10 protein-coding genes are annotated in these 14,414 nt (G+C 53.8%); 8 read left to right on the top strand and 2 right to left on the bottom strand.

Going from position 1 to position 14,414, the window contains the following annotated elements:
• Positions 1 to 30 precede the first annotated feature (30 nt).
• A complete protein-coding gene (locus Q8W22_RS14445; RefSeq protein ID WP_303434344.1) occupies positions 31 to 1,176 on the bottom strand; it encodes an acyl-CoA dehydrogenase family protein in 1,146 nt (381 codons plus the stop codon).
• A gap of 765 nt (positions 1,177 to 1,941) precedes the next feature.
• On the opposite strand from Q8W22_RS14445, the gene Q8W22_RS14440 reads away from it, so the two are divergent.
• The 8 genes from Q8W22_RS14440 (at position 1,942) to Q8W22_RS14405 (ending at position 10,853) form a co-directional block, all read left to right on the top strand.
• Positions 1,942 to 3,084 (top strand): ABC transporter substrate-binding protein, encoded by a 1,143-nt coding sequence (locus Q8W22_RS14440; protein ID WP_303434345.1) that lies wholly within the window; start codon positions 1,942 to 1,944, stop codon positions 3,082 to 3,084.
• 148 nt (positions 3,085 to 3,232) lie between these two features.
• Positions 3,233 to 4,270: a branched-chain amino acid ABC transporter permease gene (locus tag Q8W22_RS14435; RefSeq protein ID WP_303434347.1), complete on the top strand. Its 1,038-nt coding sequence runs from the start codon at positions 3,233 to 3,235 to the stop codon at positions 4,268 to 4,270.
• Positions 4,267 to 6,099 carry a branched-chain amino acid ABC transporter ATP-binding protein/permease gene (locus tag Q8W22_RS14430; protein ID WP_303434348.1) on the top strand — a complete coding sequence of 611 codons (1,833 nt, stop codon included), beginning with the start codon at positions 4,267 to 4,269 and terminating at the stop codon, positions 6,097 to 6,099. Before Q8W22_RS14435 ends, Q8W22_RS14430 begins: the two co-directional genes overlap by 4 nt.
• On the top strand, positions 6,099 to 6,896 hold the full coding sequence (locus Q8W22_RS14425) for an ABC transporter ATP-binding protein (RefSeq protein WP_305452804.1): 798 nt from the start codon (positions 6,099 to 6,101) through the stop codon (positions 6,894 to 6,896). The genes Q8W22_RS14430 and Q8W22_RS14425 overlap by 1 nt, the downstream gene beginning before the upstream one ends.
• Positions 6,897 to 6,960: 64 nt before the next feature.
• Positions 6,961 to 7,935 (top strand): ketopantoate reductase family protein, encoded by a 975-nt coding sequence (locus tag Q8W22_RS14420; RefSeq protein WP_303434351.1) that lies wholly within the window; start codon positions 6,961 to 6,963, stop codon positions 7,933 to 7,935.
• Positions 7,936 to 8,000: 65 nt separating this feature from the next.
• A complete protein-coding gene (locus Q8W22_RS14415; RefSeq protein ID WP_305413182.1) occupies positions 8,001 to 8,762 on the top strand; it encodes a class II aldolase/adducin family protein in 762 nt (253 codons plus the stop codon).
• A gap of 333 nt (positions 8,763 to 9,095) precedes the next feature.
• Complete coding sequence (locus Q8W22_RS14410; protein ID WP_305452802.1) at positions 9,096 to 9,578, top strand: MarR family winged helix-turn-helix transcriptional regulator; 483 nt, start codon at positions 9,096 to 9,098, stop codon at positions 9,576 to 9,578.
• Between the two features lie 336 nt (positions 9,579 to 9,914).
• Positions 9,915 to 10,853, top strand: a complete 939-nt coding sequence (locus Q8W22_RS14405) for a nucleoside recognition domain-containing protein (protein ID WP_303434355.1) — start codon at positions 9,915 to 9,917, stop codon at positions 10,851 to 10,853.
• Positions 10,854 to 11,375: 522 nt separating this feature from the next.
• Here the strand turns inward: Q8W22_RS14405 and Q8W22_RS14400 are convergent.
• Positions 11,376 to 14,285 (bottom strand): hypothetical protein, encoded by a 2,910-nt coding sequence (locus tag Q8W22_RS14400; RefSeq protein ID WP_305452799.1) that lies wholly within the window; start codon positions 14,283 to 14,285, stop codon positions 11,376 to 11,378.
• Positions 14,286 to 14,414 lie beyond the last annotated feature (129 nt).

Here is a 14,414-nt window from a genome sequence, read left to right as displayed (position 1 = left end):
ATTCAGTCGGTTACGATGTTCTAACAGGTGTTACAAATAACCCGGATACGGGTCGTGTCCGAAGAAAATGGCACCGGCATTACGGAAAGTAATTGCGCCCATAAAGGCGTGTTGAGTCGCCATCATCGAATCCCGCAAAATGCGTGATAACGGGTGATCGGTATAGGTGCTGGTCATGCCTGCCACCTGATAGGCAATACGAACTGCCTCGGCACATTCATGGGTCAGGTGACTGGTTGCCAGACGGATCAGGCTGACCTGTTCACGGGACGGCTTTTCACCCCGCTGGATGGTCTCCCAGGTGTCTTCCGTCACTTCATAGAAAAAGGCTCGTGAAGAGCGCAATTTGGCTTCGGCCTTGGCAACTTCAATCTGGACATATTCACGCTCACCCAGATTCGGTGCACCGGTCACCGATTTACGTCCGGCAGCCATGGCCTGAACCACGTCAAGTGCTTCCCGAGCCAGGCCAGCCGTAGTGACAGACAGAACCTGGGCGGCAAATGACAGGCTTGGATATGCAAAGAAATCGGATTCGATATTGGGTTTGCCGCCACGAACGAACGTCCATTCTTCTGGTATAAATACATCATTGACGACCATGTCGTGGGAGCCGGTGCCAACCATGCCGATAACATCCCAGTTGGGTTCAATCGTCACCTGGTCGGCTGGCATTACTGCCATGCGTGGCAGCGGTTCGCCGGCATCAGGCTGGATACCAACACCGATCAAGGATGCCCCCATGGAGCCACTGCCAAACTTCCAGCGACCAGAAACCCGGTAACCACCCTCTACTTTTTGGGCCGGCTGCGTCGGGAAAATACCACCTGCAAATACCACATCCGGGCCTTCTGCCCACACCTTGTCGATCGTTTCTACCGGCAATGCCGCCAGGTAGGCCGGGTTCATACCAAAGCTGGCCACCCATCCGGCAGAACCATCAGCGGCCGCAATGGCTTCAACCATTTGCAAAAACTCGGTCGGGCTACGCTCATCACCACCCAAGGCTTTCGGCACCATGGCGCGGTAAACACCAATACTGCGAAAACGCTCAACAATGTCTTGCGAAACGTACTGTTGGTCTTCGAATTCCTGGCGGCGCTGGCGTATGTCGGTCAGCAGTTCATCGAATGCAGGCCCTCCCCAGAGGGACTTGTCGATCTGATATCCAGCCATGATTCTCTGGTCTCCTGTTAATAATGGACTGAGCCAGTTGCTGACTCGACAGCCGCAAACAGACCTGGTGGAGTCTTCATGCTGCGTAACTGTTTATCCGTAAAAATTGGCCGAGATACACTCGTGCCCCGTTGCGTTTTTTTAAAATCGCCCAAAAACAGACACACTGTCAATTGAAATTTCAATTAAATTTCAATGCACAAAAATGGACGTGTTTTTTAATAATGCACTGATCTGGGTCAAAAATTCACACTGCTCAAAAAACACCCAATTAATCAAGAAAACATCATTAAGTTATTGTTTTATATGTATTTTTTAATAAAAACAACAAGGAATTACAAAATAAATGGGTAGTTTATTCCCACTCAAGCCCCACGAATGAGCTTCCGACAAACGTTCCATTTCCATTAATAAAGCAGCCAAAAAAAGAATTTATTAGATTATTTTTTAATTTGTTTGTGATCCAAAAAGACAAAGCCAAAACCGCCAAAAAAACTTGAAAAGTCTAGTGTTTTCGGGGAATCCAGAGCGTTTCAAGGATGCGAAACCAACACCGTTGAGCCATGTTTAATGGGCTGGATTTACCGAACAATCGTACAGTCCAGCCATGATGCCGATACGAAATTGGCACAGTCACTGCTAGGCTATCTCCAGTCAGTCGTTCCCAACGGGTTCGATTCATTACTCAGCCTGCAAGGCAACAAGGTTCTGTTAACCACGGTAACCACTCATTCAAAACAGCCTTGCACCTAAACGGAGATCATCATGCTGTCCAAGAAATTACTTCCTGTACTGCTGGTTGGCGCAACACTGGGGTTTAACGCGGCTCAAGCCGATATCAAGATTGGCGTAGTGACATCGGCAACCGGGCCGATCGCGCTGGTGGGTATTCCACAAAAGAACACCGTTGCATTGCTGCCAGACTCCGCCGGCGGTGAAAAAATCCGGTACATTTCTCTCGATGACAGCAGTGATCCAACAGCAGCCGTTAAAGCCTTCAAAAAGCTGATCGATGAAGAAAAAGTGGACGCCATCATTGGGCCAAGTGGTTCCGCCGCCGCCATGGGCGTGATCCAGTTTGCTGCCGAATCCGGCACGCCAATGCTGGCTCCTGTCGGTACTGCCGCAGTAGTACTGCCGATGACAGAACAGAAAAAATGGGTTTTCAAAACCACTCAGAATGATGATCTGATTGCCGCCGCTCTGATTGAGCAAATGCAAAAGGAAGGGGTTAAAACCCTTGGCCTGATCGGTACAGCCGATCCTTACGGTGAAAACTGGGAAAACGTTATGTCTGGCCTGGCCTCCAAGGCTGGTATCAAGATTGTTGCGACCGAGAGTTTCCAGCGCCAGGATACGTCCATGACGGGTCAAAGCCTGAAAGTCTTGATGACCAACCCGGATGCCGTACTGATTGCCGCCCCTGGCAGCTCTTCTGTGATGCCGCAAACCACACTGAAAGATCAAGGTTATAAAGGCCAGATCTACCAGACTCACGGTGCGGCACTGGATCCATTCCTGCGCCTGGGCGGCAAGGCAACGGAAGGAACCATTCTGGCCGCCAGCATGATGCTGGTACTGGATGAAGTGCCAGACAGTGCCGCAAAAGAGACAGCGACCCACTACGTCGACACCTATACCCGTATTTATGGCAACCCTCCTGCTACCTTTGGTGGCAACGTCTATGATGCTGGCCTGTTGTTGAAAAATGCCATTCCCGCCGCTCTGGAAAAAGGCAAGCCAGGTACTCCGGAATTCCGTGCCGGATTGCGTGACGCGCTGGAAAAAACCAAGGAAATGCCTGGTACTCAAGGTGTCTACAACATGACGCCTGAAGATCACAGTGGCTTTGACGAGCGCGGCCGCGTGATGATTACCGTCAAGGACGGTGACTGGAAACTGCTATAACTCTCTATTGACCGTGAAGACCCCGGCAGCTGCTGCCGGGTGGCTTGACCCCAACCTTGTACCGACGACGACCGAATCCTGTGACAGCATGCTGCGGCAACGCTGTGATTTTTTCTGTTGGGCCGTTGCCTTTAAGGAACTGGAAATAATGAATTTTCAAATTGCTGTACTGCTTGGCCAGGACGGCGTAACCAATGGAGCCATCTATGCGTTATTGGCTCTGTCTATTATTTTAGTATTTACCGTAACGCGGATTTTGCTGATTCCGCTGGGCGAATTTGTCACGTTCGGCGCCCTGACGATGGCGTCTTTTCAAGCCGGTGAGCCGACAGCATTGATGTGGGTCTTGCTGGGACTGACCCTGCTCGATAGTGCCCTGGATGCCTGGGCAATGCGTGAGCGCGGTTTTGATACACGCAAACTACAAATTATTGGACTGAAACTGGGTTACGCCGCTGGCCTGGTGATCCTGATGCACAGCCTGACACTGGATCAAATCCCGATGTTTGCCCAGGCTTTGCTGACCATGTTGCTGCTGGTACCTATCGGCCCGGTAATGTATCGGATTTTCTTCCAGCCGATCGCCTCTGCCCAACCACTGGTGTTATTGATTGTTTCAATCGCGGTACACGTTGCCATGGTGGGTGTTGGCTTGTTGCTGTTTGGCCCTGAAGGTGCCCGCACCCAGCCGTTCACAGATACTGCTCTGTCGCTGGGGCCGGTGATGCTGAAAAGCCAGACCCTGTGGGTAATCCTGGTGTCCATTATCCTGATCGTATCCCTGTTCCTTGCGTTTGAACGCACGCTGTATGGCAAGGCCTTACGAGCCACCGCAGTCAATCGGATGGGTGCCCGCCTGATGGGTATCTCTCCGGACTTCGCCGGTAAGGCAACCTTTGCCCTGGCCGCCTTTATTGGTGTGTCATCGGGTATTCTGATCGCCCCGATCACCACGCTGTATTTTGACTCCGGCTTTATCATCAGCCTGAAAGGTTTTGTCGGCGCCATTATTGGTGGCCTGGTGAGTTACCCGGTAGCAGCCATTGGTGCCGTCGCGGTCGGAATGGTAGAAGCTTTTTCCATGTTCTGGGCCAGCGCCTATAAAGAAATTATCGTCTTCACACTGATTATCCCATTCTTGCTGTGGCGTTCTCTGACCAGTCATCATGTGGAGGACGACGAATGAAATCCCTCAATTTCCAATTAAGCAATATCCAATCCCGTAGCATTCTGGTGGTTTTCCTGCTGCTGGTCGCCTTTGCTCCCATGATTATGCCGGTGTATCAAATCACCCTGATGAACTACATCGGTCTGTACGCATTGGTGGTGTTAGGTCTGGTCTTACTGACGGGTGTCGGTGGCATGACCAGTTTTGGTCAGGCGGCATTTGTTGGCCTCGGCTCTTACACCAGCGCTTATCTGACCGCGACCCAGCAGTTACCGAGCTGGCTTGAATGGGCATCCGGTTCGCCCTGGCTGGCCTTGCTGGCAGGCCTGATACTGACCGGCCTGGTAGCCTTGCTACTGGGTGCCATGACCCTGCGGTTGTCCGGACATTACCTGCCACTGGGCACCATTGCCTGGGGTATCTCTATCTACTACCTGTTCGGTACGCTGTCATCATTGGGAGGCCATTCCGGTATCAGTGGTTTGCCTGCCATTGAACTGTTCGGCCTGACGCTGGATAAGGGAGAAAAGATTTTCTACCTGATCTGGGTCGTGCTGCTGGCCGCTATCTGGCTGGTACAGAACCTGCTGAACTCCCGTGAAGGCCGTGCCATTCGTGCCTTGAAAGGAGGTCAGCTGATGGCTGAGTCCATGGGCGTCAATACCTTCCGCTCAAAACTGGTGGCCTTTGTTATTTCTGCCTTGCTGGCCGCGATTTCGGGCTGGCTCTACGCCCACAACCAACGGTTTGTAAACCCATCTCCTTTTGGCCTGACCATGGGGATCGACTACCTGTTTATGGCGCTGATCGGTGGTATCTCCTCGGTTTGGGGTGCCTTGCTGGGAGCTGGCGTTCTGACCATGATGAAACAATGGCTGCAAGACTGGCTGCCGGTGCTGTTCGGCAGCGACGGCCAGTACGATCACATTGTATTTGGCTTGCTGATTGTCTTTATGATGCAGCGCTCTCCGGGTGGCCTGTGGCCCATCCTGATGAAGTGGGCACCGGTGGCTTTCAAACCCAAGCGTGACCTGCTCGCCGGTACCGACGCGTCACCAGAGCTGGCCCGCCGTACTCTGCCCAACTCAGGTGATCTGATTCTCGAAGCGCGCAACGTCACCCGTAAATTTGGTGGCCTGGTAGCCAATAACGAAATGAGCCTGCAAGTGCATGCCGGTGAGATTCTGGCGCTGATCGGCCCCAACGGCGCAGGTAAAAGCACCATGTTCAACCAGTTGTCGGCAGTTGATACGCCCACCTCCGGGGAAGTGCTGTTCCAGGGTAAAAGCCTGTCCGGCAGCAACTCCCGCGAAGTGGCCAAAATGGGCATGAGCCGCACCTTCCAGCACGTCAAATTGCTGCCCACCATGACGGTATTGGAAAACGTTGCCATTGGTGCCCACTTGCGTGGTGAAAACGGCGTCGTTCGCTCATCCCTGCATATGGAACGCCTGCAAGAAGGCAGCTTGCTCAAAGAAGCCGCTCGCCAGCTGGAACGGGTGGGTCTGGGTGACTACCTGAATGAAGAAGCCGGTAGCCTGGCCTTGGGACAACAGCGCATTCTCGAAATTGCCCGTGCCCTGTGTGCCGACCCTTGCCTGCTGCTGCTCGACGAACCCGCCGCCGGGTTGCGTTATCTGGAGAAACAGGCACTGGCGGAACTGCTCACCCGACTGCGCGGTGAAGGCATGGCTATCCTGCTGGTCGAACACGATATGGACTTCGTTATGGGTCTGGTGGATCGCATTGTGGTCATGGAATTCGGTCAGAAAATTGCCGAAGGTCTGCCGGAAGAAATCCAGACCAATCCTGCTGTACTGGAAGCCTACCTGGGAGGAGCTGACTGATGTCTAACCCTGTATCGCATAACGTCACCAACAAGGTTGCTAACAACGTCGTCAACAAAGTGCTGGATGTTCAGGGGCTGCGCGTTTCTTACGGCAATGTCGAAGCCCTCACCGGCGTCGATGTTACCGTCAGTGAAGGCCAGATTGTTACCGTGATTGGCCCCAACGGTGCCGGTAAAACCACGCTGCTATCAGCCATCATGGGCATCCTGCCCTCCAAGGGAAACATGAACTTTGATGGCACGGTGTACACCGTGCCAGAAGTCGAGACCCTGGTCGGCAAAGGCCTCGGCCTGGTGCCGGAGAAACGCGAGCTGTTTGGCACCATGACCGTCGCCGACAACCTGTTGCTGGGAGCCTTTCAACGCTATCGCCGAGGCGATACCGGTTATGAAACCACCCAGTCAGAGGTTTACAGCCTTTTCCCTCGCCTGTGGGAGCGTCGTCACCAACTGGCAGCCACGCTGTCCGGAGGTGAGCGGCAGATGCTGGCTATCGGTCGCGCCTTGATGGCCAAACCCCGCTTGCTGATGCTGGACGAACCCAGCCTTGGTCTGGCACCACTGATCACCCGAGAGATCTTCCGCATCTTTGCCGACTTGCGGCGTCAGGGTGTATCGATCCTGCTGGTGGAACAAAACGCCCGCGCCGCGCTGAAAGTCGCCGATTACGCCTATGTTCTGGAAGGAGGTCAGGTTGCCATGCACGGCCCGGCCGCCGAACTGGCCAACGACTCACGCGTGATCGATGCCTATTTGGGTCTGGCCAGCAAGCATCAGGAATTGCTCTCCAGCTAACACCTGATAGTCTCAAGGCCCGCGCAGGCGGGCCACTCTATCCATTTTGAACGGGAAGTATGTTATGCGCATCTGTATTGCCGGTGCCGGCGCGATCGGCTGCACCCTCGCCGCTCGTATCGCGGCTTCCGGGCAGCCAGTGAATGTTCTGGCTCGTGGGGCAACCCTGCAGCAGCTGCAACACCATGGTATCCGGCTGAACGATCTCGATGGCGAGCACACAGTCAGTGTCCACGCCAGCGAGTCTGCCGAAGCCCTGGGGCCGCAAGACCTGATCCTGGTATGCACCAAAGCCCCTGCTCTTGGTGCTGTGTTCGCTCAAATACAGCCGATGCTTCACCCCGACACCGTGGTTATTCCTGTGGTGAACGGTTTGCCCTGGTGGTATTTCCGAGGCATCGAAAGCCGGTTTGCCAACGACCCGATCAAGGCCATTGATCCCGACGGCGAGCTGAACCGGTTGGTGCCTCAACAGCACCTGATTGGCTGCGTGGTGTTTATTACCGCCACCCGTACCGCCCCCGGCATCGTCAACGCGGCCAACCCGCACTTGATGATCATCGGAGAAATCACCCATCAGTTGACCGACCGCCTGGAACGCATCCGGCAACTGATCGAACACGCCGGTATCGAAGCCCGCAGCACAGACAATATTCGCGACCAGATATGGACCAAGGTCATCGCCAACCTGACCTCCAACCCGTTGTCGGTCATCAGTGGTGCCACGCTGGAGCAACTCTACTCCGATCCGCAGCTGCAACCACTGGTGCGACGCGTATTGGACGAAACCTTGCTTGCCGCCGCATCCCACGGTGCCCGGGTTCGTTTTGACCCACAATCCATTATGGAAATGGGCACCGGCATGGGCGCCATCAAAACCTCCATGCTGCAAGACTTCGAAGCCGGAGCACCGCTGGAGCTGGCCACCATCGGCCACGCAGTCGTAGAGGTTGCCGAAAAAACCGGCATCGATATGCCCACCACACGCCATATATTGGCGTTGGCCGAGTTTTTGTCCCAACAGCAGCGTAACGCTTGATCCACCGATAGCCATCAACAACTATCTGAATATTAACGACCGTAGAATCACGAAGGAAATATGTTATGAAGCAGCAAATGATCCGCCCAGACAACATCAGCGACAGCGAATGGGATCTGCGTGTCAAACTGGCTCACTGCTACCATCTGATCGATTTTTTTGGCTGGACTGAGTCCATTTTTAACCATATTTCAGCCCGCTTGATGGATCAGGATGACTGTTACCTGGTAAACCCGTTTGGCCTCAACTACACCGAAATCACCCCGGCCAACCTGATCAAGGTAGGTGTCGACGGCAACAAGCTGGATGATTCCCCTTACGACGCCAACCCCGCAGGTTTTGCCTTGCATGGCGCTATCCATGGCGCCCGTGATGACATCCACTGCGTGATTCATACCCACACCAATGAAGTGTCTGCCATCGCCCAGAAAAAAATCGGCTTTACCCACAACGATTTTTACGGTGCCCAGCTGTTTGGTCGCGTTGGCTACCACGCCTTTGAAGGCATCACCCTGTTTCCGGAAGAGCGTAGCCGCATGCTCGACAGCCTTGGTGACAGACACATACTGGTCTTGCGTAACCATGGCATCGCCGTAGGCGAAATGGATATTGAACGCACCCTGTTCTTGCTTTGGACTGTCCAGCGCGCTGCCGAGATTCAAGTCACCGCCGGGGCACTGGGAGGTGAAGACAATCTGCTGGAAGAGTCCATCAGTCAGCGCTGTGCCGACCTGACCCAGATGCTGATCAAAGACAGTGGCTTTGCCAAAAAATTCTTCGACGCCATGGTTCGTAAAATGGAAGCCGAAAAAGGCCCAAGCTGGTAATACCCCCAGCCGGGCCTCACCGTTTTGAAAGCACCACCACAGAGTCGTCTTCTTTTTATCCGGTTTCTCATAACCAATAGCTGCCGGATAAAAAGGAAGCACTCTGTTTACCTCCCTCCTTCCTTTATCGGTGGTGGTGCTTTCTTTTTTTACCACACGTCTGGCCCTGCCGAAGCCATCATGGCAGCAGGTGCCAACCCGACAAAGTCATGACCGTGCACAGTATGCTCGGAGACTGTCGGGTTTCGCTTCCAGATTCATTGACTGTTCATGTAAAACTTTTGTACAGTTTCTGGCGAATTTATGCCCCCGAACCTCTGCCCGAGAGCAAGAATGACCAAACCGACCCGATCACCCCGCAGTCAGCGCTACAATCCTGCCAGCGAAGACTTCCACAAAGAAGATTTCCCGTTTTATTGGATCGCCCAGGTTCATGGCCGTTATGTACTGGCGATGGAAAAGGCCTTGAAAAAAATCAAACTGGATATTCCACGCTGGCGTATCCTCTTTATCCTCAAGGAAGAAGGCACCTCGAGCATTTCTGAAATCGCCATTCATGCCGTTGCCAAATTGCCCACCGTCACCAAAACCGTCTACCGCATGAAAGACGATGGCCTGGTCGATACCCGCCAAAAATGCGACGATGGCCGAGTCACCGAAGTGACCATCACCGAAGAAGGTCGCCAGGCAATTGAAAATATCCAACTGGTCACTCACGACCTGTTCCGCGAAAGCTTCAAAGGCATGAGCGAAGCCCAGATCCAGCGCCTGAACAAATTACTGGAAACCCTGTTCCACAACTTGCCAGAGCATTAATTGCCTGTAATGACGCCTGTCGTGAGCCTTGTATTGACACCTGGTTGTAAACGTCGACATTACCCGTCACTGAACAGACACCGAGAGAATATTTTCCGCTATTAGCCGTGACCGCCGCCAAAGCCGTCACGGATACGCCATCCACGCGAACCAACCTCTCAGATCAACCTGCCAAGCCGCCCCAGCCCATAAAAATAATCTCCTACTATCAGCCACTACATATCGACGACCTGCTTTCGGTACGATAGCCTGCCGTCGCTTTGATATAACCGCCAGTCGCAGGCGCTACCTGCTTTTTATTACTGCGACCGGTCAATCGCCATTCAGGAACAGCCCATGGATCAGATCGCCACCACGATACTCAGCTCTGGCAAATCCGCCGTCGAACTGGCGTTATTCGTCTTACTGCCCATTATGATTGTGATGCTCAGCCTGATGCGCTGGATGGAAGCCACCGGCTGGCTTAACCGGATCGTCTCGATTACCGCCCCCCTGCTCAAGCCGTTCGGCCTGACAGGCCTTGGCGTCTTCGCCCTGATTCAGGTCATGATGGTGAGCTTCGCCGCTCCGCTGGCCACACTGGCCGTAATGGCCCGCACCGGCTCTGCACCGCGCCATATCGCCGCCACCCTCGCCATGGTGCTGGCACTGGCCCAGGCCAATGTGGTGTTCCCGATGGCCGCTGCCGGATTGAATATCCCCGTCACACTGCTTATTGCACTGGGAGGTGGACTGGTCGCCGCCGCAGCCACCTACTACCTCTTTGGTCGCCACCTCAGTCTGCAAGAACTCAACCACGAACAAGACCTGATGCCCGAGACCGAACCCCCGCGCGGCATGATGGCCGTGATACGCCGCGCAGGCAGCGACGCCTGGGAAATTGCCATTGGTGCCTTGCCGTTACTCGTCGTCGCCCTGGTCGCCGTTAACCTGGTGCGACTGACCGGTGTCATCGAATTACTGGAGTCCGCCATGGCACCGCTCTTCCTGATGCTTGGCTACCCACCCGAAACCCTGGTTCTGGCCATTACCAAATACATTGCTGGCGGCACCGCCATGATGGGGATCGCCATGGACCAGATCGCCAATGGCGTTATCAGCCCACAACAAATCAACCTGCTGGCTGGATTACTGCTCTGCCCCCTCGATGTTGCCGGCGTTGCGATATTGCTATCCGCCGGCAAACCCGTCGCCGCCGTCGCCAAACCCGCAATTTATGGCGCCCTGATTGGCGTTGCGTTTCGGGTTGTATGCCATGCCGTGGTGTATATGTAGTTAGCGCCAATAACCCAAAACCACTCAGAAACACCACACTCACGCCCGCGACATGGCCGCCGCTATTTTCTGAGCGGCCTGTGCGGTAGTGAACCAAGGGGTTGCCTGGGCAGGTTTCAAGATATTTTTCTGAGCTGCCTGTGCGGCAGTGAACGTCAGCCATTCAACATCGGCTTGTATATCATTTTTCTGAGCTGCCTGTACGGCAGTGAACTGCAACAGAATAACAATATCTTTTTGTTGTTAAAGTGCTCCTTGCTTTTATCTGTTTTCACTCTATTTTTCAGATGAATCCCAAACCCTTTAAAATCAAAGACTTGGAATGCAGGTACAAAAAAGAGCCAGAACCAGGGGGCGTCGCAGTACTGCTTAACCCATATAAACACATACGCCCTCCCAGACGCTTGGCCGCATCGGGAAAACTGATACCAATGTCACCCGGAACAGTTTGGCTGCTGGTATGGTCAGTCGGAATAGCCAGCTACCCACACAGAAGGTGGGTAGCTGATTCAAGACCAGAGGTTATTGCAAGGTCTCGAAGGTGCCGTCGATATAGCGAACGATCCAGGTGCCATTTTCTTTGACAATACGTCCGTACACCACATCACGGTAGTTCAGGTAGAAAGTTGAGTCGTCGAAACTGTAGCTTTCATCCCACTCCGCTTCGTTAGATATCACGCAGAGTTCGTAGTCGCCTTCGTCGTTCACCAAGTAGGTGTACGGCAATGGGTCCACATCGTTGGAGGCATTCAGATAGACCGTCAAGGTGCTGTCTACCGTGTCAGTGGTGCCATCGTCCAGCGACAGCGAGACGCCATCCTTGTAAATCGACAGGCTGCCGGTGGTCTCAAAGGTATAGTCGGTGCGATAGTTGAGGACGATACGATCAAGATCCGAACCACTGCCGATTGTTACATAACCGTTGCTTGAGGTGCTGCTGTAGTCATGGGACAGCGCTGCCGAGATGTGGTAGTCATCGCTGGTGGGGGCGTTGACGTATATATCCAGCAAGGTATCTGGCTGGTCATCCAGTTCCAGCGAGGTTTGCAGGCGGAGTGTGTTCAGCCCCAGAACCATCGGGTCATAGAGAGTACCATCCATTGATTCACCACTGGTGGTGAGGTCGTCCAGTACCAGGCAGCCGTTGCTGTCGGAGCTGTTGGCAGCCCACTCAACAAAGTAGGTGCCCCGCCCATCAATGGAGATACGCGACAGCGCACCGCTGGCCCACAGGTCGTTGACGTAATCGGTGAAATCAGCTTCGCCATAATAACGGCTGGTTGGTTCACAGGTGTCCACTTCCCAACTGCTGCCGTTTTGCTCCAGGTAACACTCTTCGGTGTCGTAGGTGTAAATCAGCTCATCTTCATCGTCGTCATCATCGGCATCGTATTCGTCTTCACGCTCGACGGTTGGATACAGGCGATAACGTATTGACTCTCCCAGCGGGATATAAATATCGAGGTATTCCACTTCTTCGCTACTGATGGTTTCAGTACCGGTGGCATAGCTCAGCAGGTCACTGGAGACAGAGCCTTTGGTGAAGTCTGTGCCGCTGTTCGGGGTAAAGAAGCCAGTAAAAGGAGCAAACACTTCGTCCGGATAATATTCGGAGGCGTTGGAAGCCGCAGCACCAATATACAGGTCGGCGTATTCGTCATCGTCGTCGTCATCCCCGCTGATTTCGTCTGATACCCGGCTGTCCATCACCACGGTATCGATATTGAAGCGCAGTTCTGAGGAATCATCTTGCGGATCACGTACGCCCCGATAGAACAGGCGGAAATAACCGTCAAATTCCAGTTCGTCATCGGTGCCTTCGGTGGTCTGGTCATAAAACTCGAAGTCGCCCCAGCGCAATTCATAGCCAATGATCTCGTTACTGCTGCTATCGGCCAGTTCTGAGACTTCATCGGTGAAATACACCCGTACCGCTGACGGCCGTTCGATGTCATTATCATCGTCGTCGTCTTCATAATAGTGGTCGACGTTGAAGATCAGATCATTTTGCTGATAGGTTCCGACAATCAGTACGTCGATGGCATGGGAAGAGTCTGGCTCGTCATCGTCGTCGGTGGTGTTTACATCCGCGACCCGCTGGCTGACGGTAATATCACCATCGTTAAGCTTGAGTATGCCGGAAGATGCATCGTAGCTGTCGATACTGGTCAACCAGGTCATGCTGCTGTCTTGCGATGGACAACCGGCGCTCAGGTAACAACTGGTGTAAAGTTCATAGGTATCCAAATAGGCATCAAGCAAGGCCTGGAATTCATCAGCGTTGTCTTCGCCGATGGCCTTGACCATATCCACGTAGGCATCGGCATCTTCCCGATAGCCGTCTTCAAAGAAGCTGTCTTCATAGGTGCGCAGGGTCTCGATAAAGGCCTTGGTACGCTGCAAGCCCAGTTCAAAGTCTTCGTAATCATCGGAGCCAACCAGGTTTTCGATCGTCTCGGGGATAATATCGGTCAGCTCGTCGTCTTCCAGCTCGGCAATATCGGCATCCAGCGTGGCGATAACCGTGGCAACATAGGTTGCTGCGGTGGTATCGGAAACCTCCAGAGCATCCAGGTTATCCCGTGCCAACTGCAGCAGTTCTGCCAGACTTACGGTCTGGCTGTCGCCGCTCTGCAACCACTGGCCGTCGTTACTGACCAGGTCGGCCCCTACGTCGGCTGCCAGCGTGTCTTCTCCGTCATAGCTCTCTTCCAAATGACTCCAGGCTGCAACCAATGCGCCGTACCGAATCTGGTCCAGCATGGTGGCCTGACTGTCATTCCAGTTATCTATCCGGGTAAGGTCTGCCGGGCGAGTGACCTGGATATCATCCACTCCAATCAAGCGCGACAACTGGGAAACCGATTGCACCACAGACCAGGCGGAGTAATAACCCGTTACGTCCCATTCACCAGTTGACTCAACGTATTGACGTTCGTACGCCAGTGTTGCTGCCAGGTCGGTAAAGGGAGTCAGGCGAACCCGTTCGTCTTCGTTCAGGTCATAGGCCACCGTACGCCACATTTCACCCACCGCACTGTAGCTTTCACCAAAGGCCACGGTGGTCTCGCCGTCAACACAGCCGTCCATCCATTGGCACAGGCGCGAGGTTGCCGTCACATCAAAGTCGGTGTCTTCAACCTTGCCTATCAGAGTGAATTGCTGGACTTCTTCCGCTGAGATCGTAATGGTGACTTCACTGTCTTCTTCCAGATCGTATTCTGCATAGCTCAGGCGGCTTTCGCTATCGACCGATACCTGACCGCCCTCGGTGATTGAGGTAGACCAAATATAAGCATCCTCAAAATCGCCCTGGTTGACCCAGACCTTGACTGACACGGTGGAACTTGAGCTGCTGCTGTCGGAACATCCAGATAAACCAGCTACCGCCAGCAGAGCTCCCGCCAACATCCCGCTATAACGCTTGTACATACGTAATCTGACCCTAACTTGTCTGACCAGGCTCGATGGTTGAAACTGACATCACGGCCAATCCCAGCGCCCGAGCCGAAAAATGGCTGCCATCATAGCAGGCTTTGGCCACTCCAACAGACCCGCCCT

Source organism: Oceanobacter sp. 1_MG-2023 (assembly GCF_030689025.1).
Lineage (GTDB): Bacteria > Pseudomonadota > Gammaproteobacteria > Pseudomonadales > Oceanobacteraceae > Oceanobacter.
This window is presented reverse-complemented; position numbering and strand designations above follow the sequence as displayed.